The following is a 19,701-nucleotide window of genomic DNA, read 5'->3' as shown; positions in this document are numbered from 1 at the left end:
CCACTACCGTTAATCGCCCTTTTTATGCTTGTGAGGCTTGAGGTCAGGCGTATTCTTTGGCGTTTCCTTGTTGTCACGTCGACGCTTATCAGGTTTGCCCGTTGATTTGGCAATTGGTTTGGGCCCAGGCTTGATTGGCATATCTGTCCTCCTTTAGCTTGAAGAAATGCTCTCCGAGTTTGGCCGCCCTACGTTAAGGCAAGTGGATAACGCAGTCAACTCGCGCAGCGACTTTCCTAGGCTTAGGAGGTATGAATCTTCAGGTGCGACAACATCTTCCAAAAGGGTCATAGAACGACAGCTTAGGGCGCCAATCCTGTTCGACAGCTTCTGCCAAGAATCGCTAACCAGAAAATGTGAGCCGCTGACGGCTCCCGCTGCATACCGGAAATGGGACTGTAGAGTGAATCGCTTGCATCCTGTCAAAACGCCACTTTTCGTAAAACCAAGCCATGGCCGCGAAATTGGCTGAAGGTCGCACGGAGCATTATGAATACCTTCAGGCGGCTTGCTGTGACATGAATTGCTCATGCCACAGGTTAGGTAGTGCGTTTCTGGTGAACCACATCATGTTGGCTTCATGAGGTGGCTTTCCTCCAAGGATGTCCATCACCAGGGCAGGGTCCAGCAGCGTCAGGCGCAGCAGCTCATTGACCGTGCTCGGATCCAGTCCTTCCAATTGGGCGATTTCTGAACCGCTCTTGACCTGCCCGGTGTCGAGCAGCCACTGCCAGTAATGGGCCTTGGCCAGTCCGTGGAACATGGCGACGTGGACGCTCTTTTCTAACACAGCACCCGTCGGTTGGCCATCTTGCGCGTCCTGGGCCAGGATTAGAGTTTTGATGCCTGGGCGGCGTTTGAGCTTGAAGGGCTTGCGCGTGGAGATCCTAAGACCTTCGCCTTCCTTGCTGATTGTCATCTCGCTCATGCTGGCATCTCCATCTCCAGCATCTCTGCGCCGATGGTCCCGGGCTTCATTGCCTCCAGCAGAGCCAGCCAGTCAGTGGTGCGCCAGCTGACCTCGATCGTGTCGTCATCGTGCAGCGTGACTCGTTCGACCAAGCTGCGGATGATGTGGCTTTTGAGCTCATCGAAGTAGCTGTCCCAGATTTCCGCAGTGCGCTGAAGCACTAAATTCACAGCTTGGGCTTCGGGGATGCCGGGATTGAGCTGCTGGATCTGGTGCCAGTATTGGTTGAGCATCGTGCCCGAGCACAGGAAATCGAGTACCTGCCGGGTGACCTCCTGTTCCACCAGCTCGGCGGGCTGGTTGGCGACGGTGCTCTGGCTGGCACCTTCGTGCATTTTTTTGTTGTGCACGTAATAGCGGTAGACCTTGCCAGACTTCTTCTGACAGGCCATCGGAAGGTACAGATCGCCTGCAGGGGTGTAGATCAAGCCACGCAACAGAAACTGCGTCCGGGCCTTCGAGGACCAGGTAGCCCGGTTCTTCTCTTCGGGTTTGCGCGCAAGCAACATCTGCACCTTGTCCCACTGGACCTGATCGATCAGGGGCTTGTGGGCACCGGGGTAGTACTTGCCCTTGTGCGAGAGCATGCCCAGGTACACGCGGTTTTGCAGCACCTTATACAGCGACTGCTTGCAAAAATGCCTTCCTGTTTTGGTCAGGAGGTTTTGCTCCTTCATCTGCAGGACCATCTGCGTGGTCGATCCCGTGCTGGCGTAGGTGTTGAAGATCCAGTTCACAGTTTCCGATTCTTTCGGGTGGATCAGCAGTTGACGGTCCTCCACACGGTAGCCCAGCGGCACCACGCCCCCCATCCACAACCCCTTGCGTTTGGAGGCGGCAATCTTGTCGCGGATGCGTTCGCCGGTTACTTCGCGCTCGAACTGTGCAAAAGACAGCAGCATGTTGAGCATCAGGCGTCCGTTGGAGGTCGAGGAATTGATTTGCTGGGTGACGGAGCTGAAGCTGACCGTGTGCTGGTCAAAGACCTTCATCATCTGGGCAAAATCGGCCAGGGAGCGCGAGAGGCGGTCGATCTTGTAGACCACCACTACGTCAATACGCCCGACCTTGATGTCTGCCATCAGGCGTTTGAAGCCGGGGCGTTCCATGTTGCCGCCGGAGAAGCCGGGGTCTTCGTAGGTGTCCTGAACTGGCACCCAGCCTTCTGCGCGCTGGCTCATCACAAAGGCCAGGCCTGCTTCGCGCTGGGCATCGATGGAGTTGAATTGCTGGTCCAAGCCTTCATCAGAGGACACACGGCAGTAGACGGCGCAGCGTTTGATGGTCACTTCAGTCATGCGGCCACCATGTTTTTCACGCCAAAAAATGCGGGTCCGGACCAATGCGTGCCGGTGATGTTCTTGGCAATCGCCGATAGGCTGCGGTAGATCTTCTGGTTGTACTCGTAGCGACCGTCAGCCAAAACCTCAACCCTGAATTCCTTGCCCTCGAACTCCCGCACCAGGGTGGCCCCGGGCATGGCCACCGCTTTGGCCGGTGTGTTGGTCTTGATTTTGGAGAGGTTTTGGCCGTAGTCGACCAAGCGCTCGCGTGTGGACTGCGGCAAGGTGCCAAAGGCCAGTTCCTGAATCCGGTAGCTCAAGCGTGAGGTGAGGTATTTGCGGTTGGGGTGCACCGGGCGGCTTGCGAAATGCAGATCCCACACTTTCCAAAGATCGGGCATCTTCATTTCATGCAGGGTGGCCACTTCGCGCTGGACGGCATTGAGCTTTTCCAGACTGCGCTGCTCGCGCGGGGTGATGGATCGTGGCTTCATGGGTGAACTCCTTGTTGTGTAGACGGGTTCACATTCACACTCTGCCAGGCATGGAAGTCCACGAACTCGTCCAGATCAGTGGCGTAAACCTGACTGCTGTGGATTTCGGTGAGCTTCTGGTGTTGACTGAGGGCGCCTTTGGCCATCAGTTCGCTGATCTGCGACAGGTAGAGAAATCCGCTCTTTTCGGAGCGCTTGCCGAGGTGGTTTGTGGAGGGGTTCAGGTGGTCTGTCATGGGTAGGGGATTTGGTGAAAAAACCGTCCATAAATCGTATGAGCGAGCCCCTCCAGAGGTAACGTGTTTTGGCGGGCCAATGGGGGACACGAGCTGGAACCCCGCATAAATCCTGGACTTTTAGAGCCGGTATCAGCAGCCAAGCGGCTTGCATGAGTGCTTTTGACAAACCTGTAAAAAGCTGTATATTTATCCAGCAATCCGGCAAAACTCATCCCAAGTACCAGGTCTTCAGATCAGGGGCTGAGACGCCTCATTGCCGAGACCAACAACAACAAAGGAGACAACGAATGAGCCGCCCTCAGACCTACGCCGACATACTGCTGAACCTGCCTGTCGACGACACCCTCAAAACCTTCATCGAGCGCCACACCATGCCTTTGCCCGAGGGGTGGATCTGGCATGACTCGGTCCAAGCCTCCAAGAGCTGGTTGGCTTGATTCAGATGCATCCGAATGCTGCCATGCGTGACCGCATCGTGGCCGGTTTGCACGCCAGCACGCTGCTGGCCCACCCCTTGGGTAAGCAGGCCATGTTTCAGGCCGCGCATGACCGACCGACAGAATTGATGGGGCTTATCGCTTGCAAGAGCGACTTGCACCGGGCGTTCTGGCTATATGTCAATCACCCCGCACTGTTTGAGGCTGCGGCCGAGATCGAATATCTCGACCACCATGGACAGCAAGCCCAACAGCACGATCTGGGTATCAAGCATCCCATCAAGCGCGATGAGGCGTCGATTGCCGCCTTTAGCGATTCCATCAAAGGGTTCTACCAGCGGGAGTTAGGGTGCGGTGAGGTATGCGTGGTCAATGTGCTGGATCGGGCGCGCGGCACGCAATTGATCTCGATCCACGCCAAGGACCTGGCTACGGCCAAGCTGGAGTTTGAGGGCAGTCAGCTGCAGCGCAGGGTGGGCAGTCCGAACATACACATGGTGCTGGAATACGCCCAAGCCACAGGTGTGGCTCGCACCATCATTCGTGGTGGAGCCAAGTATCACGCCATGTTGTGTGAGGCCTTCGCCAGGCACCTGCTTGGTGTGGATGCCGATGCACAGCGTATCCAGACGCCGCGTCTGAACCTGTCCACATTGCGCTTGGGCTTGAAGATTCCGCAGGCGATTGATGACGGATTTGTCGGATTGCAAGTCAAGAGCGTGACCGTGGTCAGTGGATGTGGACGACTCAAGATGGAATGCACGGCCAGCGCGTCCAGTGATCAGCGCTGTGTGACGGAGCTGCTGCAGGATTACTTCGGCGCAGAAAACCCGCTTGCACGCGGTTGGACCATCCAGGCTGCTGTTCTCAACTTCTATCTGGCACCGATGCGGGGCAAAAGCCGCTGCCAGGTGGTCAGTGTGGAGATCACCAGCAAGGGGCGACTGAACCTGCACAAGTTTGATGAGAAGCTGCGTACCCAACTTGAGGGCTATCTGGTCCAGTTGGGCATCTTGAAGGCGCAGCAGGTCCTCAAGACCGGACGGGAGCAGGAGGAGCCTGCTACCATGGCAGGCAGCTTGTTCGAGTGAGGTGTGAATGGAGTTGACCCTCAATCAGCAAGCCATCAGCTTGGCCGCTTTGATGTTCGTGCGAGGCAGCGCTTCTTTTGAGAGCAGCCTGCACGATGAAGAAATTGCAGCCCTACAGGCTCTCAAACAGGTGAAGGCCGTTGTGCCCGGTGTCGTCAACAGCCAGGATGCCTTTTGTGCTTTCTGCGGCCTGTACCGTGGCCCGATCTTCAGAACGGACGATGGGCTCATGGTGCAGTGTCCGGATTGTGGCCCGTTTGCGCTGGATCCGGCCAGTCAGCGCAGTTGGAGGCTGGACGACGAATGGCTGATCCGAAAGCTGCGTGGCGCATTGGACATTTCGCCGCACGCCACCGCCACTCAAATCGTTGATGGCGTGTGGGACATTGGTCGGTACAAGAAGCGGCCGGTGGTGCTTGCGCGCCGTATTGACTTGGTGGAGCGTCACGGGCTGCGGATTTTTCATGGGCCTGAGCCACGCAGCCAAAGCTGGGTCATCACACCACGGCCGTTGGTGCGACAACCATTGGATCCGCTGGCGGGGATGGCTACTTGGTGGCAACTTGAGGACCGGTTCGCCTTGCACGGGTTGGCATTGCGATTGCTCAATCCGGACCAAGGTGAAAAAGCCGATGCTCTGCAAGATGGCATCCCGAGCGTGGCTGTCCATGGGCCGTTCAGTGAAGACTTCGCCTGGGTGCACCTGGAGGACTGGCCGCAAGGTCCCATTCGTTTGACCGATGCCCAGACCCGAGTGTTTGCAGCCCTGTGGGAGCACCGTGATCGGGCTCAATCGTCGGAATTCATCATGCGAGCGGCAGGACTCGACAGCGAAAAGCCAATGGACGTGTTCAAGTTGAAGGCCGCAAACCGAGGTGATCCCGTCTATGAGGGACCATTGCATGCGTACGAGCAACTGGTCAGCCGGCAGCGCAGGCTTGGGCTCTACAAGCTGACTTGGATGGGGGCGTAACTCGCCTCAGACTGTCATCTAACAAGAAAACTGATATCCAACATTGGCGATGTTAGATACATGCACTTCTGTCATCTGGTTCAAGACTGCACAGGGACCGGGTTATCCCTTGTTCTTGGTCTCGCGCTCTGGCGACCATTCATTCATCTCTTGAGCAATGAATTCGGCCAATGGCTTAATTTGGCCCTGGACGCTCGCTGCCTCCAGTGCCTTCATGTAGACATCTCGCCTGCTCATCCGAATCACCGTCCATGGATAGCCGCCGGATGCCAGCAGCGTGTTCATCAGGAAGCGACCGATACGGCCGTTGCCATCGAAGTATGGATGGATAAAGACGAAGAGGTGATGTCCAAGTACGGCGCGAACGCTGGCCTCCGGCTCGGTTTCGATCAAGTCCCACAGCGTTTCCAGTGAATCCAGCAAGGCCTCGCTGGGCAGTGGCGTGTGCATCGAATTGCGAATAAAAATCGGACCACGCCGATAACCGGTGAGCTGACTTGCTTCGACGATACCTGCGGTCACTGAGGCGCCGAACAGTTCGGCATACCACTCGTGATGATCGCGCTTGACTACCAGACCTGCGTTGTCCTTTGCCAGTACTTTTCCAATGCTTTCCTTGACTGCCTGAAAGGCTTGGTAATAGCCCCTTGCAGCCAACGCGTCCCGGGTCCTGTTGTGCTGTGAGTCACCATCTGGGTTCCAGTCACCGCTGGCTACGCGCTCGATCAATTCGTCGGTGACGCGATAGCCTTCGATCGACAGGGAGTTGTAGGCGTCAGAAACATAGCGCTCATCAACCTGTACCAGATAGTCGGCACCCTCTTGCTTGATGCATGGTGAGGGGGAAGACATTGATCACATCCTGGCGCCATCCAGCCCACATTGATCGCAGTCGCAGCACATAAGGTGAGCGTTCTTTGCTGGGCGTAATGGTTGGCTCGGCCAATTCAAAGGGATTGACCAGCTTGAGTGTGATCTTGAGCTTGGCGAAAGCCTTCTGAATGTGCTCGGCTTCATAGGGACGTTTGACGAACTCGAATGCAGCGGCCAACCGGCCTGCTGCCGTCACCATCTTGTCGCCAGCCAGCAGCGTCGGTAGCAGTTCGGAGGCATGTCGAACCGTGGCCAGAGCAATCTCGGCCTCACGCGGGTTGTTCACGAAGAACGAAGGCCCGACCAAGCACAAAGCTTCGGCAACAGGCCAGGCTTGCAAGCCACGTACTTCCAATCGTGCGTTGGAAACCCGGTTTTTGTCCGGATAGACCAGCAGTGAGGTGTTAAAGGGTAAATCCACCTTGGATGTGCCGCTGTCGATCGTGACGCATGTGACTTGTCTGGGCACGGTGGTGTTGCCCGTGTGGAGCATCAGTGATGCCTCCGGGTTCAAGCAGTACCGTTTGCCAAAGCGCTTGCCCAGGTAGCCTGAAACGAAGGCCCAAAAGGATGCGTACCACGCAGTGGTGTCTGCGTCGTTGTCGCTTGGGCTGCTACAGATGTACCACCCCTTCATCACGGGTCGCAGAAACCCCGTCTCGACCAACAGGATGCGCTGCTCGTCGTCCTTAAGGTCTGAGGCTTCGACAACGCCGTCGTGCTTTTCCTGAAGCCGCTTAAGGGTTTTCAGTGCAGCGACGAGCTTCGGATTGCCCTTGGGCTTGCCGCGTGATGAGTTCATAAATCTACTTTGGTATTTCCGTGAAGGTTACTTTACCATTGATCTGAAAATTACTTTGTTATTTTCTATAAAAATACTTTGATATTGCTCTGAAAATTACTTTGCTTTTCGGGGTGATTCAGCGAACTAAGCCATGAGTGATCGGCGCTTGCATGCACCCCTTCATCGGTGCCGCCAGCTTGGATGAATGGATTGAATCGCCATCAAAACGCCCCAGTTTCCGGTGTCTTGCGGGGCTTGCGTACACGCTGAGGCAATTTCTCGTCCATCAGAGTTAGGCCGATGGTGTCCTGAGAAGTTTCGAGCAACTGATCTAGCTTGTCGAGTTCCCCGAACACCTGCATGACTCTTGCGAAATGCACCAGTGCAGTTCCTGGGTGGCCAGCTTCGATACGGCGCACGGTGTGGGTGGACGTACCAATGCGTTCAGCCAGATCCTGCTGCGTCAGGTGTCGGCGACGGCGCGCAAGCGAGATCGCTTGTCCAAGCCGATCTAGGCTGCGCACGACGGGCAAAGGCGCAGGGGATGAGGTTTTCATGTAAGCGGTGATTTAAGACTTCTTACGAATCATAGTAGTGCATATATTGACTTTTAAGGTGAATTTCTTTGAACGAAAGAGTTCCGTGCGGGATTAAGGAACTGGAGATATCGCCAAAGTTCCTTATTCAGTTCCTTATCAGTTCCCCGTTGATTTCCTGAAATAGCAGCGTTGTCCCTCAACTCTCTGAAAGGAGTGACCCATGCTGCTAGCAACACCAGCGCTTTCAACGCTCAACCCCTTGAGCGTCATGGCCCCAGAGCCATACATGCCCCCACGGCAAGTCCTGAGCGAAGCCGACCTGGCCTCGCGATGGGGCATGAGTCCCAAGACCCTCCAACGTTGGCGAATGGAAGGGCGTGGCCCCCATTACTTGAAGCTGGGCAAGCGGGTGAACTATCCCCTCAATGCCGTGATTGCCTTCGAGAACTGCGTCCAGCACGTCTCCACCTCACAACGAGCTACTGCCTAAGGAGCCCCCAATGAATCACCTCCAATTGCAACAGGCGGCCTTGCCTGACCTCTCCGAGAGCCAGATCAGCCGTCTGCCCAAAGACCAGCTGGCCCATTTCAGCAACGCAGTGCAGCAGCTCAATGACTGGACGCTGCAGATGCGTGGCCGGATCAACCGGGCTATGGAAATCCGCTACGCCGATCAGATTCGCCATGCCGAGAGCCTTGGCCAAGAGGAAGCGGCCAGGTTCCGCATCGATGACGGTGACCTGCAGATCGATGTCTCGCAGCCCAAAGAAATCGTTTGGGACCAGCAGCACCTGTCTGAGATCGCTGAACGGATGGTCGTTGCTGGTGACCGCGTACAGGACTTCATGCAGGTCCAGTTCTCGGTGGCCGAGCAGGACTACGCCCGCTGGCATCCACTGTTGCGTGCGGCATTTCAGCCCGCCCGCAAGGAACTCATCACCGAGCCCACCTTCCAGATCCGCTGGGTAGGAGATGTTCAGCTCTGAGCGCCCAAAGCCTTCATCTTCACCCAAACACCACCAATTAAAGGAGATTTCTCAATGAACAACGACAACTACCACCAGGCCGCTTGGTCTGATTTCAATGATGCCGATGCCCAGCAAGGCGAGTTCAACCTGATCCCCAAAGGTACCCAGGCCCTGGTGCGAATGGCCATAAAACCCGGCGGCTATGACGACGCCAGCAAGGGCTGGACAGGCGGCTATGCCACGGCGTCGGACGAAACCGGTGCTGTGTTTCTGTCCTGCGAGTTCGTGCTGCTCACAGGCCCGTTTGCCAAACGCAAGATCTGGAGCAATGTCGGTCTGCATTCCAACAAGGGACCGACCTGGGGCCAGATGGGGCGCAGTTTCATCAAGGCGGTACTCAACAGCTCGCGCAATATCCACCCGGATGACAACTCACCCGAAGCACAGCGTGCTCGTCAAATTCGCAGCTTCGGCGACCTGGATGGCGCCGAGTTCGCAGCCCGGATCGGCATTGAGAAGGATGGCCAGGGCGAGTACCGCAACATCATCCGTCTGGTGATGGAGCCTGACCACAAAGAGTACGCAGAACTGATGCAGGCCAAGCTGCAACGCGATGGTGGCATGGGTGGGGGCCACGGCTCCGGTGGTGCTCCTGCAACCGCTGTTCCCACAGCAGCGGCGCCAGCCCCCAGTCGGGGACCAGCTACACCCCGCGCCCCAGTAATGCTCAGGGTCGACCTGCATGGGCGCAGTGATGGCGAGGTTGCATGAAATGCTGGGTGTGTTTCCGTCAAGCCAAAGGCTTCGGTCATGTGGATCTGCGCTTCAAGGTGGGGCACCCCAAGCGGTACCCCATCGACTGGATCTTCTGCTCGCTGCGCTGCCAGGTCTGTTTCCACCGGCTGTACGCGGTTGGTGTGCGCTACCTCGAGCGCGAGGGACAGCTGCCAACGGGAGCAGACGTGATTGATCCATCCGACGCAGAACTGGCCGCCATGCAGCAGTGTCTCAAGCCGCTGGGCGAGGCGGCCAGCGAGATCGGTATGGACCGAGCGCTGTCGAGCTACACCCAGCAAGAGGCCCTTGCGTTGATCAATGCCGTGGTCACGACTTATGTCGAGGCCATGGTGCAGGAACACGAACGAAGCAAGTATCCGCCCGTTCGCATGCAACTGGATGCGCCGCCAATGAACTGAGTTCGGCGGAGCGTCTACTCAATTTTCAAAAACCAACCGATGCGGGCGGCGAAAGCCGCCTGCAGGGAAGACTGTTTTCATGAACAACACCAATCCAACGATTTCTTTACCGCCGCAGCCAGTTCATTCGGTCGGCGATTTCACAGATGAGCCATTCGTGACGGCCGAGCAGGCCTCGACAGCACTGAATCTTCCCCTGTACTACTTCATTGACGCTCGCAAACGAGCCGAGATGGGGATCCCGTTCTACCTGATCAGTCGCATGGTGCGCTATCGCATCCGGGAGTTGCACAAGTGGCAAGTTGGGTACGCAGCCCGACAGGCCGGGCATACGAGCACAACCCAGAAGGGAGGTGCACATGCTTGACTTCAATGATGCCCCCGGTGGCCCAACCCGCAAGGTGGCAGGGGACAGTGCTGACGCTGCCCGAGAGAAGGATGAAATCCGCGCAGCCTTGAATGACCAGCTGCCCTTGCTGGCTCTGGATATCTGGCCCTCAGGAAAGCGCCGCCAGAACAAATACCTGGTGGGCGATGTGATGGGAGGGCCGGGCGACAGCCTGGAGCTTTTGCTCTCTGGTCCTAAGGTGGGGTTGTGGACCGACCGCGCCACGGGTGAGGGCGGAGACATCCTCGACCTCGTCGCCCGCTGCTACAACCTCGATGTGCAGGCCCAGTTTCCCCAGGTGCTCGAACGGGCTAAAGGTTGGCTCGGACGCGTCTCAGCCATGCCCGCCAGCGCGGTGGCCGCGAGCAAAGCCAAAGCCCCTGCAGTGGATGAGCTGGGACCTGCAACAGCCAAGTGGGATTACCAGGATGCCAGCGGAAAACTCATCGCCGTGGTGTACCGCTACGACCCAGAGCCGGGCCGCAAGGAGTTCAGGCCATGGGATGTGCGCCGCCGCAAGATGGCTCCACCTGAGCCGCGTCCGCTGTACAACCAGCCGGGCATGCTCAAGGCTGAGCAGGTCGTGATGGTGGAGGGCGAAAAGTGCGCTCAAGCATTGATTGATCTGGGTGTGTGCGCCACCACGGCCATGCACGGCGCCAACGCACCGGTTGAGAAAACCGACTGGTCCCCTCTGTCTGGCAAGCACGTCCTGATCTGGCCAGATCGCGACAAACCTGGCTGGCAATATGCCGATCATGCTTCGCAGGCCATCATGCAGGCTGGGGCCAAGTCCTGCGTCATCTTGCAGCCCCCGGCAGAAAAGCCCGAGGGCTGGGATGTGGCCGATGCGGTGCAAGACGGCTTTGACATAGCTGGCTTTCTTGCCGTGGGCGAGCGCGTGCCGGTCGTGCATCAGATTGACGCGCACACGCCCATGCAGCTGGTCGATGGGATCGACTACACGAACGAGGATGGGCTGGCCATGGCCTTTTCTCACCAGTTCGCCGAGGAATGGCGCTACTGCGCACCATGGAGCAAGTGGCTTGTATGGAACGGCGTGCGCTGGAACATCGACAAGGCCTTGTATGTCATGCACCTGTGTCGCCTGATTTGCCGGGCAGCTTCAGTGCATGCCGATGGCACCAAGCTCAAAGGTCGCTTGGCCAGTTCTGGAACGATCTCGGCGATCGAGCGCATTGTGCGCTCCGAGCCGCGCCACAGTGCCTCGGTCGATGAGTGGGACTCAAGCGTCTGGCTACTCAACACGCCTGGTGGCATCGTGGATCTGCGAACTGGTGCACGTGGTCCGCATGACCGCGAGCGCCGCATGACCAAAGTGACCACGGCCACCCCTCAGGGGGATTGCCCGGTCTGGCGAAATTTCCTGGTCAACGTCACAGGGGGTGATGACGAGTTGCAGGACTACCTGCAGCGAGTGGTGGGTTACTGCCTGACAGGCGACATCAGCACCCACGCACTGTTTTTCTTGTACGGCACTGGTGCAAACGGCAAGTCGGTCTTCGTGAACGTGATCTCCACGGTGCTGGGCGACTATGCCGCCAACGCTCCCATGGACACCTTCATGGAATCGCGCTCGGACCGGCACCCCACCGATCTGGCAGGACTGCGCGGTGCGCGCTTTGTTTCGGCAACTGAGACAGAGCAGGGCAGGCGCTGGAACGAATCCAAGATCAAAGCGATCACGGGTGGTGACGACATCACGGCCCGCCTGATGCACCAGGACTTCTTTACCTACAGACCGCAGTTCAAGCTCTTGATTGCCGGTAACCACAAGCCTGCGATCCGCAACATCGATGAGGCCATGCGCCGCCGCATGCACCTGATCCCTTTCACGATCACGGTCCCTCCAGAAAAGCGCGATCCGCTCCTGACCGAAAAGCTGCTGGCTGAGCGCGACGGAATCATGGCCTGGGCCGTCCAGGGCTGTCTGCTTTGGCAAAGCCAAGGTCTGAGCCAGCCCAAGTCTGTGGTGAGCGCGACCGAAGAGTACTTCGAGGCTGAGGACGCTATGGGGCGGTGGATGACTGAGCGCTGCAATCTGGGCGTCAATCACAAGGCATTGACGGCCACGCTCTTCAACGACTGGAAGCAGTGGGCCGAACTCAGTGGTGAGTACATAGGCACGCAGCGCCGGTTCTCAGACGCCTTATTGGCCAGACGTTTTGACAAGTGGCGTAACTCCATGGGCGTGCGTGGCTATCAGGGGATCGACCTCAAACAGCCCACCTCTTTGCCTGCCCGGTCCTATCCGTACAACGATGATTGAGAGGAAATTTCAATGAAAAAGATTTCAGATATTGGCTCTTTGACGCAACTGACGAGTCATTACATTGGTTCTTTACGCGGGCGCGTAGACGCGCATAAAGAGAAGGAGTGTTTTGTACCGTCAAAAGCGTCAGACCCATTGTCAAAACCGGACAAGTCCGTTTTTGACTTCCCAGCGGCGCATCGGAATATTTCGTTTGGAGGGCAGGTATGAAGATCCCTCCGGCACGTTACCCATCGCCCCTTGGGCGCATGCAGGCCACTCCCATGGACGTCGAGGCGGCCAAGCGCCAGGGGTGGCGCGAGCAGCACATCCTGGTCGTCTCGGAAGAAGACGAGCGGCTTGATTTCCTGGAGCGCCAGCTCATCCGTTCCATTGGCGAGCGACTTTATGGCCAGCGCCCTGTGCAGACCACAGGAGGTGGCCATGGTTGAAGCCTGGACAGTCGAGACGGTGGCAGACCGATTTGTCGATGCGGCCAGAACGGCCAGGCGCCTGCCACGCGTGATGGTGCAGGGCTACGCCAGCACCTGGCCCATAGTGATCCTGCCAAGTGATGCCTACCCGGATCCGCACAAGGTGTACCGATTACCGCCCCCGTCCCCTCAGGACGTGGAACGCATGCTCGAAGTGATGCGCTGGGTGCAGTTGCTCGAGCTCGATGAGCGGCACCTGGTGTGGATGCGGGCCAAGCGCTTTGACTGGGTGGAGATCAGCAAACGCTTTGCCTGTGACCGTACGACGGCGTGGAGACGCTGGAAGCGGGACATGCAGGTGGTGGCGGATCTGCTCAACAGGCAGTCAGCGCAACCCAAACTGTGAGGATTCGAACCAGAGAGGAAATTAGCGTGTTTTGGCGTGAATGCGCGGCGCAATTCAATCTGAAAAGTGAATGCGCGGTTTTTGGTGCCAAAACACGCTGCAACATTTCAGCGATTTGCAGCTACATTTTCATCTACGGTGGACAAACGAGTGCAGAGACAGTGATGACAGTCACACACAGTCGATGACACCCCGAAACTTCCCCGAAACAGTCGAGGAATAGTCAAAGACAGTCGATGACATCGACGTCTACTGACTGTTGTCCGACTCCTATCGATGAACTTCGATTTCTCCTGCTGCCTCGTACTCCGCCAGCTTTTCAAGCGGCAGGTACACGGTCGGTTTTCCCTCGCGGAGAACTTCCAGACGGCTATGAATTTCTGATCCCACTTCGTAGGTCCCAGCAATCAGCGGCGTAAAGCCTGCTCCGGATGCTGTGGCCTCAGTCGGGCTTTTGCGGGCCAGAACCCCGCGAACTACTTTGATTTGCACTGCTGAACATTCTCGTTTTGCGGTCGATTTTACTGGTCACCCCCATGAATCATCCTGAGATCCGAATGGTCCCAGTGGACGCGCTCGTCCCTTATGCACGCAATGCCCGCACTCACAGCGATGCCCAGGTGGCACAGATCGCGGCCTCGATCACCGAGTTCGGCTGGACCAACCCGATCCTCACGGACGGTGCCAAGGGCTTGATTGCTGGCCACGGTCGCTTGATGGCTGCGCGCAAGCTCGGTCTCAAGGATGTGCCGGTCATTGAGCTGGGGCACCTGACGCCCGAGCAGAAGAAGGCCTACATCCTGGCCGACAACCGGTTGGCCGAGAACGCTGGCTGGGATGACGAGCTCTTGAAACTCGAGTTGGCCGAGCTCAAAGCGGCCGACTTTGATCTGGACCTGATGGGTTTCACCGACAAGGAGCTCGAAGAGCTGCTCAATGGCGACGAGTCAGGCGGTGGTTTGACTGAAGATGATGCAATCCCAGAAGCACCAGTAGATCCTGTTTCCAGACCTGGGGACTTGTGGATTCTCGGCAACCACCGCCTCCTTTGTGGCGACTCAACGATCCTGTCGGATGTGGAGCGCCTCATGGGCGGACAGCTTGCAGACATGACCTTTACCGATCCACCCTACAACGTGGACTACGGCAACAGCGCCAAGGACAAGATGCGAGGCAAAGACCGGCGCATCATGAACGACGACTTGGGCGATGGCTTCTTCCAGTTCCTGTACGACGCCTGCCTGAACCTGCTCCTGGTCACCAAGGGCGCCTGCTACGTGTGCATGAGCTCGTCCGAGCTGCACACCTTGCAAAAGGCCTGGATCAAGGCAGGGGGCAAATGGTCAACGTTCATCATCTGGTCCAAGAACACCTTCACGCTCGGTCGCGCGGATTACCAGCGCCAGTACGAACCCATCCTGTATGGCTGGAAGCAGGGCTCGGACCACTTTTGGTGCGGGGACCGGGACCAGTCGGACATCTGGAACTACAACAAGCCCCGGGTCAACGACCTGCATCCGACCATGAAACCGGTCGAGTTGGTCGAGCGGGCCATCAAGAATTCATCCAAGAGCCGGGACATCGTTTTGGACCTGTTTGGGGGTTCGGGCACCACCCTGATCGCCAGTGAGAAGACCGGGCGTCAGGCCCGCCTCATTGAACTCGATCCCAAGTTCGTGGACGTGATCATCAAACGCTGGGAGGAATACACCGGCCAGCAGGCGGTGCGCGAGGACGATGGCGTGAAATTCGGTGAGCTGGCCATCAATGCAGCTACCGCACAGGGGCAGGATGCCCCTGCGGTGGCTAGTGCCTGATCTCAGTTGCCCGAGAAATTCGGGTACAAGTCGCCACTGCTGATGTCAGCTGTGTAGGTGAGCTTGTCAAACTCACCGCGCTCGTCGGCCAGGTACATGCCACCGACCGATTGAATGGCCACACCGTATTTGCGGGTGAGCGTGGTCAGTTCGGCGATAAAGCGGTCGTAGTTGCTTTCGGTCTGCTGTGTGGTGTGAATGGCTGCCATGGTGCTCTCCTCAAGCGGTCTGGGCGTCTTCGATGATCTGTGCTTGGATGACAAAGCCAATCAAATAGGGCAAGCCCCTTGGAATGCCGGTTTCCCTTGAGGTGATGCGGCCTATCTTCCAGTCCATCCATTTGGCGATGGCTTGGGAGACAGCAGCGTTGATCGAAAGGCCTGCGGCCAGTCCGTCTCGGACCGAATCGGCGAAGTGCCTGCCTTGCTTGCTGTCCAGGAATGCCCGGACCGATTCAAGAGGTTCGCCTGTGACCTCGGCAATTTGTTGTATGGCTACGGGCCAGGCCACGCAGGCGTGACCGCCCATCGTTCCCCAAAAGCCCATGGCCTCGTTTTGTGTTGTCGGTGTGTTGTTGATGTGCATGGACTTTCCTTGTTGCGATGCCTCTATGAACGCTCTACTTGGGGGCAAAGTAAAGCGATTCATCAAATTTTTTTGATCAGTCGCTTGTTCCCAACAGATCAGCCCAGCCGCGCCACATAGCGACCATAGTCCGATCCAGATGGGTCGATAAAAAGGTAAGGGCGACCTGGCGCGTGTACTTCGACACACAGCCTGCCATCACCGTAATAACCACCTTTGCCCTTGAGCCAGTCGCGAGACTTGAGCAGGTTCTTAGCGAAGTTGTCGAACTCTGCAGGCTCCATTTCGCGGGTCTCAGTGATGTAGACGTTGCAGTCCTCGCTGCCCGCGATCTCGCTCATGGTTGCGGACTTGCGTCCAAAGGGGAGGCGGATGCTCAGTTCTTCAACTTCCATGTCTTTGCCATCGAATTGGATGGTCATGGGCTTGCGTTCGATCGTGATGGTCATGGTCTTCATGTGAGCCTTAAACGGTTGGGTTGGTGATGCGGTAGACGCGGTCTGTGCCAATCTTCTTTTCCGAGGTGATCTCCAAGCCCAGCTTCTTCTTGAGTGCACCGGCCATCGCCCCGCGCACGGTGTGTACCTGCCAGCCTGTGGCCTCGGTCATCTGGGGCAGCGTGGCGCCTTCTGGGCGTTTGAGCAGTTCAATCAAGACCGCCTGCTTGGTGCCTTCGCGTGCTGATGGTTTGGCTTGAGACGTGGCTCCAATCGCCTGCATGCCATCGGTCGTGATCTGAAACAAATCGGGGCTGTGATTGCTGCTCTCGATCAGCTTTGCATTGAGCAATGCGTTGATCACCTTGGCCAGAGCGCCGCCTCTGAGGTTGGCCGGGAAGTTGGCCAGTTGTTTGTCGGGATGGATGGCAGCGGCTTCGAGAAGGCTGCGCTGGGTGTCTGAGAGTTTCATGATTGAGTTTCCGATGCTTGTAATTTTTTTGCTTCTGCAAGTCCTGCGGCGTAGGCTGCGGCCAGCGCGCACTTGATGCCCCATACCGCCACCTCGTGAAAGTCCAGCCGGTCTCTGTGCTGGGTCTCCAGGGTTTCGATGTAGAGGTGTTCGTTCGCGATGCGGTTGAACAGCTGGTCGATTTCTTGGCTTGATTTCATGCGCTTTCTCCTTGTGTTGATTGGATGTGGAGCATTGACGCTCTGAATCAAGATGAAGCCAAGTCAATTTTTGAAGCTGTCGCTTATTCCTTGAAAGCCGATTGAGATGCCGCGAAGTGCGCCTACTCCATGCAGATATCCGGGTTGTGCGCAGGTGCTTAACGTGCCTGGCTACTGCAGCAATCACCAGCCCCAAGTGCACCGTGAGTACGGGCGTGCGCGGCGTGGGTTCGATACCGAGCTGGGCTTCTATCAATCGGCCAGGTGGCGCAACACGCGTGCAGCGGTGCTACGGGATAACCCGCTTTGCTGCAGGTGCCAGGCCAAGGGCTTGTTGCAACCAGCCAAGGTGGTCGATCACATCGTTCCGGTGAAGCTTGGCGGTGAGCGCTTTGAGCGAGCGAACCTGCAAAGCCTGTGCGTGCCCTGTCACAACGCCAAGACCGCCTCAGAGACGGCATCCCTGCGCAACCAGACCCCGTCCTGAGGGGGTAGGGGGTCTGAATCTCTACAGACTGGCGCCCAAGATGCGTGGGCTTGCGCAAATTTTTGTGCGTGCAAATTGAACAAGGGGGGTATCCCTTAAACCTGCGCAGCAAAGGCCGTGCATCAAATGAACATCAAACCAAGCGGGTGATTTATGGGCGGACGCAAGCCACTGCCGACTCAAGTCAAGCAGATCAAGGGGACCTTGCAGCCATGCCGGACCAACTACCACGAGCCCATCCCAGAGGGCTTGCTGGTCGAGCCTCCGGACTACATGCCTGAAGGTGCCAAGGCCGCCTGGCGCTACGCGCTTGAATGTGCGCCACCCACCCTGATTCGCAAGCTGGACATGTCCGTGCTGGAGATCTGGGCTTGCGCGGCAGACCTGTACCGACAGGCCCAGGCGGGTATAGGTAAAACGGGGCTCTTGGTGAAGGCGCCCCACAGCGGTGTGCCCATGCAGTCGCCGTACCTGGCCATTGCCAACAAGCAGGCACAGATCATGACCAAGGCTGCGATCGAGATGGGGTTCACGCCTGCATCGCGTTCGCGCATCTCCATTCCAAACGAGCGACCGGGCGAAGAGCTCGATCTCTGGGAGGACATTGTTGGGTAGAACCGATGAGCACATACGCTGCGAGCGCCAAACAATATGCACAGCGCGTCGTATCGGGAGAGATCCTGACCTGCGAGTGGGTTCAGAGGGCCTGCAAGCGTCAACTTGATGACCTGATCCGCTTCAAACGCAAGAGCAGCATTTACCAGTTCAATCCTGAACTCGTGGACCGCTACGGCAGGCCTTACAGGCCAGCCGACAACCTGTGCGCTTTCATTGAGCGTCTGCCCCACGTCAAAGGACCACTGGCCAGCCGGATGATTGTTCTGGAGCCTTGGCAGGTGTTCATCCTGTCCACGGTATTCGGATGGGTCAAATCGGACGGTAAGCGCCGTTTCAGGCGGTCGTACATCGAGGTGCCTCGGGGCAATGCCAAGTCCACGCTGTCATCGGCGGTGGGTTTGTACATGCTGGCGGCCGACCGCGAGGGTGGCGCTGAGGTGTACTCGCTGGCCACCACCCGCGATCAGGCCCGCATCGTCTTTGGCGATGCCCAGACCATGGCGCGCCTGAGTCCGGGATTTAGGAACCGGTTCGCGGTGAACGTCGGTGCGCACAACATGCATGTCTTGCAAACCGGCTCCAAGTTCGAAGCGCTCTCAGCTGAGGGCTCGACGCTGGACGGCCTGAACATCCACTTCGGTTGTATTGACGAGCTGCACGCCCATAAGACCCGAACGGTCTATGACGTGGTAGAGACCGGTACCGGCAAGCGGGACAACTCGCTGCTGTGGGTGATCACCACGGCTGGCAGCAACCGCTCGGGGATTTGTTACGAGGTCAGGAGCTTTGTCACCAAGCTGCTCAATCGGGTGTTCGAGGATGACTCTCAGTTCGGGATCATTTACGGCCTCGATGAAGGCGACGACTGGACGATCAAGGACTCCCTCATCAAGGCCAACCCCAACTGGGGCATCTCGGTGCGCGAGGAGATCCTGGTGCCCCTGCAGGCCAAGGCCATGCAGTTGCCCAGTGCGGTCAACAACTTCAAGACCAAGCACCTCAATGAATGGGTGAGCGCGGACAAGGCCTGGATGGACATGCGTGCCTGGGACGCGGGCACCAACCCCGATCTGGAGTTGGACCAGTTTCTCGGGCAACCCTGTTGGGTGGGCCTGGACCTGGCCAGCAAGACGGACATTGCGGCGCTCGTCATGGTGTTTCAGCACCCTGACACACCCGACGCATATGCCGTGTTTGGCAAGTACTACCTGCCCGAAGACACGGTCCAGGCTGCGGGCAACAGCCAGTACGAGGGCTGGGCGCACACCGGACGCCTGTCGGTGACGCCGGGCAACGTGATCGATTTCAGCTGGATCGAGGCCGATCTGCTGGACATCGCATCCCGGTTCTCGGTGGAGGCCGTGGCCTTCGATCCGTTTCAGGCCACACAGCTGTCCACCCGGATGCTCTCCGAGGGCCTGCCCATGATCGAGGTGCGTCCCACGGTGCTCAATTTCAGCGAACCGATGAAGACGCTTGAAGCCCTGGTCCTACAAAAGAAGCTCGTCCATGACGGCGACCCGGTATTGGCCTGGATGGCCAGCAACGTGGTGGCCCACACGGACGTCAAAGACAACATTTACCCGCGCAAGGAGCGAGCAGAAAACAAGATCGACGGCATCGTGGCACTGATCATGGCCCTTTCACGGGCGATCAAACCGGGGGACTCGGTGGTGCTGGGATCCGACTACGAGCTGATGCTGCTCTAACGAGACGGCAGGCGCGTTTTCTGACACTA

General features: G+C 57.8%; 28 protein-coding genes. 15 read left to right on the top strand and 13 right to left on the bottom strand.

The features are described from left to right. Positions 1 to 499: 499 nt before the first annotated feature. Genes LN050_06295 through LN050_06280 form a run of 4 tightly spaced genes read right to left on the bottom strand, consistent with a single transcriptional unit; the run spans position 500 to position 2,983 of the window. Entirely contained in the window at positions 500 to 928 is a 429-nt protein-coding gene (locus tag LN050_06295; GenBank protein ID UFS55467.1) for a hypothetical protein, read from the bottom strand. Next, complete coding sequence (locus LN050_06290; GenBank protein UFS55466.1) at positions 925 to 2,268, bottom strand: recombinase family protein; 1,344 nt, start codon at positions 2,266 to 2,268, stop codon at positions 925 to 927. The genes LN050_06295 and LN050_06290 overlap by 4 nt, the downstream gene beginning before the upstream one ends. Then, positions 2,265 to 2,747 (bottom strand): DUF2924 domain-containing protein, encoded by a 483-nt coding sequence (locus LN050_06285; GenBank protein ID UFS55465.1) that lies wholly within the window; start codon positions 2,745 to 2,747, stop codon positions 2,265 to 2,267. The genes LN050_06290 and LN050_06285 overlap by 4 nt, the downstream gene beginning before the upstream one ends. Then, positions 2,744 to 2,983, bottom strand: a complete 240-nt coding sequence (locus tag LN050_06280) for a hypothetical protein (GenBank protein UFS55464.1) — start codon at positions 2,981 to 2,983, stop codon at positions 2,744 to 2,746. The genes LN050_06285 and LN050_06280 overlap by 4 nt, the downstream gene beginning before the upstream one ends. Positions 2,984 to 3,273: 290 nt before the next feature. Here LN050_06280 and LN050_06275 point away from each other — a divergent pair, with 290 nt between their 5' ends. The 3 genes from LN050_06275 to LN050_06265 are packed head-to-tail and all read left to right on the top strand — an operon-like array spanning position 3,274 to position 5,487. Beyond that, on the top strand, positions 3,274 to 3,423 hold the full coding sequence (locus tag LN050_06275; GenBank protein UFS55463.1) for a hypothetical protein: 150 nt from the start codon (positions 3,274 to 3,276) through the stop codon (positions 3,421 to 3,423). Next, positions 3,420 to 4,514, top strand: coding sequence for a hypothetical protein (locus tag LN050_06270; GenBank protein UFS55462.1), 1,095 nt, complete (start codon positions 3,420 to 3,422; stop codon positions 4,512 to 4,514). Before LN050_06275 ends, LN050_06270 begins: the two co-directional genes overlap by 4 nt. A 7-nt stretch (positions 4,515 to 4,521) precedes the next feature. Then, positions 4,522 to 5,487: a hypothetical protein gene (locus tag LN050_06265; protein ID UFS55461.1), complete on the top strand. Its 966-nt coding sequence runs from the start codon at positions 4,522 to 4,524 to the stop codon at positions 5,485 to 5,487. 102 nt (positions 5,488 to 5,589) lie between these two features. Here the strand turns inward: LN050_06265 and LN050_06260 are convergent, their stop codons facing one another. From LN050_06260 to LN050_06250, 3 genes are all read right to left on the bottom strand, one after another. Then, positions 5,590 to 6,339, bottom strand: a complete 750-nt coding sequence (locus LN050_06260; GenBank protein ID UFS55460.1) for a Fic family protein — start codon at positions 6,337 to 6,339, stop codon at positions 5,590 to 5,592. Further along, positions 6,281 to 7,162, bottom strand: a complete 882-nt coding sequence (locus tag LN050_06255) for a hypothetical protein (protein ID UFS55459.1) — start codon at positions 7,160 to 7,162, stop codon at positions 6,281 to 6,283. The genes LN050_06260 and LN050_06255 overlap by 59 nt, the downstream gene beginning before the upstream one ends. 203 nt (positions 7,163 to 7,365) lie before the next feature. Next, positions 7,366 to 7,701 carry a helix-turn-helix domain-containing protein gene (locus LN050_06250; GenBank protein UFS55458.1) on the bottom strand — a complete coding sequence of 112 codons (336 nt, stop codon included), beginning with the start codon at positions 7,699 to 7,701 and terminating at the stop codon, positions 7,366 to 7,368. Positions 7,702 to 8,183: 482 nt separating this feature from the next. Between LN050_06250 and LN050_06245 the strand changes: the two genes are divergently transcribed. The 8 genes from LN050_06245 (at position 8,184) to LN050_06210 (ending at position 13,347) form a co-directional block, all read left to right on the top strand. Beyond that, entirely contained in the window at positions 8,184 to 8,669 is a 486-nt protein-coding gene (locus LN050_06245) for a hypothetical protein (GenBank protein ID UFS55457.1), read from the top strand. 54 nt (positions 8,670 to 8,723) lie between these two features. Continuing rightward, positions 8,724 to 9,422: a hypothetical protein gene (locus LN050_06240; protein ID UFS55456.1), complete on the top strand. Its 699-nt coding sequence runs from the start codon at positions 8,724 to 8,726 to the stop codon at positions 9,420 to 9,422. Beyond that, positions 9,419 to 9,847, top strand: coding sequence for a DUF6511 domain-containing protein (locus tag LN050_06235; protein ID UFS55455.1), 429 nt, complete (start codon positions 9,419 to 9,421; stop codon positions 9,845 to 9,847). Before LN050_06240 ends, LN050_06235 begins: the two co-directional genes overlap by 4 nt. Positions 9,848 to 9,926: 79 nt before the next feature. Then, positions 9,927 to 10,214, top strand: a complete 288-nt coding sequence (locus LN050_06230) for a hypothetical protein (protein ID UFS55454.1) — start codon at positions 9,927 to 9,929, stop codon at positions 10,212 to 10,214. Next, on the top strand, positions 10,207 to 12,525 hold the full coding sequence (locus LN050_06225) for a phage/plasmid primase, P4 family (protein ID UFS55453.1): 2,319 nt from the start codon (positions 10,207 to 10,209) through the stop codon (positions 12,523 to 12,525). The genes LN050_06230 and LN050_06225 overlap by 8 nt, the downstream gene beginning before the upstream one ends. A 12-nt stretch (positions 12,526 to 12,537) precedes the next feature. Further along, positions 12,538 to 12,738 (top strand): hypothetical protein, encoded by a 201-nt coding sequence (locus LN050_06220; GenBank protein UFS55452.1) that lies wholly within the window; start codon positions 12,538 to 12,540, stop codon positions 12,736 to 12,738. Next, the gene (locus tag LN050_06215) at positions 12,735 to 12,959 is read left to right on the top strand and encodes a hypothetical protein (GenBank protein UFS55451.1); all 225 of its coding nucleotides are present in this window, start codon (positions 12,735 to 12,737) and stop codon (positions 12,957 to 12,959) included. The genes LN050_06220 and LN050_06215 overlap by 4 nt, the downstream gene beginning before the upstream one ends. Beyond that, complete coding sequence (locus LN050_06210) at positions 12,952 to 13,347, top strand: DUF6362 family protein (protein UFS55450.1); 396 nt, start codon at positions 12,952 to 12,954, stop codon at positions 13,345 to 13,347. Before LN050_06215 ends, LN050_06210 begins: the two co-directional genes overlap by 8 nt. A gap of 270 nt (positions 13,348 to 13,617) precedes the next feature. Here LN050_06210 and LN050_06205 read toward each other — a convergent pair whose 3' ends face one another. Further along, positions 13,618 to 13,839, bottom strand: coding sequence for a hypothetical protein (locus LN050_06205; GenBank protein ID UFS55449.1), 222 nt, complete (start codon positions 13,837 to 13,839; stop codon positions 13,618 to 13,620). A 44-nt stretch (positions 13,840 to 13,883) separates the two neighbouring features. Between LN050_06205 and LN050_06200 the strand changes: the two genes are divergently transcribed. Then, positions 13,884 to 15,164 (top strand): site-specific DNA-methyltransferase, encoded by a 1,281-nt coding sequence (locus tag LN050_06200; protein ID UFS55448.1) that lies wholly within the window; start codon positions 13,884 to 13,886, stop codon positions 15,162 to 15,164. Positions 15,165 to 15,166: 2 nt separating this feature from the next. On the opposite strand, the gene LN050_06195 is transcribed toward LN050_06200, so the two are convergent. From LN050_06195 to LN050_06175, 5 genes are all read right to left on the bottom strand, one after another. Continuing rightward, entirely contained in the window at positions 15,167 to 15,373 is a 207-nt protein-coding gene (locus LN050_06195; protein ID UFS55447.1) for a hypothetical protein, read from the bottom strand. A gap of 10 nt (positions 15,374 to 15,383) precedes the next feature. Beyond that, positions 15,384 to 15,749 (bottom strand): hypothetical protein, encoded by a 366-nt coding sequence (locus tag LN050_06190; GenBank protein UFS55446.1) that lies wholly within the window; start codon positions 15,747 to 15,749, stop codon positions 15,384 to 15,386. Between the two features lie 98 nt (positions 15,750 to 15,847). Next, positions 15,848 to 16,207, bottom strand: coding sequence for a hypothetical protein (locus tag LN050_06185; protein UFS55445.1), 360 nt, complete (start codon positions 16,205 to 16,207; stop codon positions 15,848 to 15,850). A gap of 7 nt (positions 16,208 to 16,214) precedes the next feature. Next, positions 16,215 to 16,658 (bottom strand): DUF3489 domain-containing protein, encoded by a 444-nt coding sequence (locus LN050_06180; GenBank protein ID UFS55444.1) that lies wholly within the window; start codon positions 16,656 to 16,658, stop codon positions 16,215 to 16,217. Further along, the gene (locus LN050_06175; GenBank protein ID UFS55443.1) at positions 16,655 to 16,858 is read right to left on the bottom strand and encodes a hypothetical protein; all 204 of its coding nucleotides are present in this window, start codon (positions 16,856 to 16,858) and stop codon (positions 16,655 to 16,657) included. The genes LN050_06180 and LN050_06175 overlap by 4 nt, the downstream gene beginning before the upstream one ends. Positions 16,859 to 17,189: 331 nt before the next feature. Here LN050_06175 and LN050_06170 point away from each other — a divergent pair, with 331 nt between their 5' ends. The 3 genes from LN050_06170 to LN050_06160 all read left to right on the top strand — a co-directional run bounded on the left by LN050_06170 (position 17,190) and on the right by LN050_06160 (position 19,672). Further along, on the top strand, positions 17,190 to 17,345 hold the full coding sequence (locus LN050_06170) for an HNH endonuclease (GenBank protein ID UFS55442.1): 156 nt from the start codon (positions 17,190 to 17,192) through the stop codon (positions 17,343 to 17,345). A gap of 204 nt (positions 17,346 to 17,549) precedes the next feature. Then, positions 17,550 to 17,960, top strand: coding sequence for a phage terminase small subunit P27 family (locus tag LN050_06165; protein ID UFS55441.1), 411 nt, complete (start codon positions 17,550 to 17,552; stop codon positions 17,958 to 17,960). A 5-nt stretch (positions 17,961 to 17,965) separates the two neighbouring features. Then, positions 17,966 to 19,672, top strand: a complete 1,707-nt coding sequence (locus LN050_06160; protein UFS55440.1) for a terminase large subunit — start codon at positions 17,966 to 17,968, stop codon at positions 19,670 to 19,672. Positions 19,673 to 19,701: the final 29 nt, after the last annotated feature.

This window comes from Comamonadaceae bacterium M7527 (assembly GCA_021044545.1).
Lineage (GTDB): Bacteria > Pseudomonadota > Gammaproteobacteria > Burkholderiales > Burkholderiaceae_C > RS62.
Note: the sequence above shows the minus strand (reverse complement) of the source record. Positions and strands in the feature narration are given on the sequence as shown.

Bases quoted from the DNA above. Each gene is read 5' to 3' on its own strand.
- LN050_06185 (UFS55445.1), bottom strand. From the start codon at position 16,207: ATGAAGACCATGACCATCACGATCGAACGCAAGCCCATGACCATCCAA.
- LN050_06285 (UFS55465.1), bottom strand. From the start codon at position 2,747: ATGAAGCCACGATCCATCACCCCGCGCGAGCAGCGCAGTCTGGAAAAG.
- LN050_06230 (UFS55454.1), top strand. From the start codon at position 9,927: ATGAACAACACCAATCCAACGATTTCTTTACCGCCGCAGCCAGTTCAT.
- LN050_06180 (UFS55444.1), bottom strand. From the start codon at position 16,658: ATGAAACTCTCAGACACCCAGCGCAGCCTTCTCGAAGCCGCTGCCATC.
- LN050_06240 (UFS55456.1), top strand. From the start codon at position 8,724: ATGAACAACGACAACTACCACCAGGCCGCTTGGTCTGATTTCAATGAT.
- LN050_06290 (UFS55466.1), bottom strand. From the start codon at position 2,268: ATGACTGAAGTGACCATCAAACGCTGCGCCGTCTACTGCCGTGTGTCC.
- LN050_06250 (UFS55458.1), bottom strand. From the start codon at position 7,701: ATGAAAACCTCATCCCCTGCGCCTTTGCCCGTCGTGCGCAGCCTAGAT.
- LN050_06245 (UFS55457.1), top strand. From the start codon at position 8,184: ATGAATCACCTCCAATTGCAACAGGCGGCCTTGCCTGACCTCTCCGAG.
- LN050_06210 (UFS55450.1), top strand. From the start codon at position 12,952: ATGGTTGAAGCCTGGACAGTCGAGACGGTGGCAGACCGATTTGTCGAT.
- LN050_06295 (UFS55467.1), bottom strand. From the start codon at position 928: ATGAGCGAGATGACAATCAGCAAGGAAGGCGAAGGTCTTAGGATCTCC.
- LN050_06275 (UFS55463.1), top strand. From the start codon at position 3,274: ATGAGCCGCCCTCAGACCTACGCCGACATACTGCTGAACCTGCCTGTC.
- LN050_06235 (UFS55455.1), top strand. From the start codon at position 9,419: ATGAAATGCTGGGTGTGTTTCCGTCAAGCCAAAGGCTTCGGTCATGTG.
- LN050_06175 (UFS55443.1), bottom strand. From the start codon at position 16,858: ATGAAATCAAGCCAAGAAATCGACCAGCTGTTCAACCGCATCGCGAAC.
- LN050_06260 (UFS55460.1), bottom strand. From the start codon at position 6,339: ATGTCTTCCCCCTCACCATGCATCAAGCAAGAGGGTGCCGACTATCTG.
- LN050_06195 (UFS55447.1), bottom strand. From the start codon at position 15,373: ATGGCAGCCATTCACACCACACAGCAGACCGAAAGCAACTACGACCGC.
- LN050_06220 (UFS55452.1), top strand. From the start codon at position 12,538: ATGAAAAAGATTTCAGATATTGGCTCTTTGACGCAACTGACGAGTCAT.
- LN050_06280 (UFS55464.1), bottom strand. From the start codon at position 2,983: ATGACAGACCACCTGAACCCCTCCACAAACCACCTCGGCAAGCGCTCC.
- LN050_06265 (UFS55461.1), top strand. From the start codon at position 4,522: ATGGAGTTGACCCTCAATCAGCAAGCCATCAGCTTGGCCGCTTTGATG.
- LN050_06225 (UFS55453.1), top strand. From the start codon at position 10,207: ATGCTTGACTTCAATGATGCCCCCGGTGGCCCAACCCGCAAGGTGGCA.
- LN050_06215 (UFS55451.1), top strand. From the start codon at position 12,735: ATGAAGATCCCTCCGGCACGTTACCCATCGCCCCTTGGGCGCATGCAG.
- LN050_06190 (UFS55446.1), bottom strand. From the start codon at position 15,749: ATGCACATCAACAACACACCGACAACACAAAACGAGGCCATGGGCTTT.
- LN050_06255 (UFS55459.1), bottom strand. From the start codon at position 7,162: ATGAACTCATCACGCGGCAAGCCCAAGGGCAATCCGAAGCTCGTCGCT.
- LN050_06160 (UFS55440.1), top strand. From the start codon at position 17,966: ATGAGCACATACGCTGCGAGCGCCAAACAATATGCACAGCGCGTCGTA.
- LN050_06200 (UFS55448.1), top strand. From the start codon at position 13,884: ATGAATCATCCTGAGATCCGAATGGTCCCAGTGGACGCGCTCGTCCCT.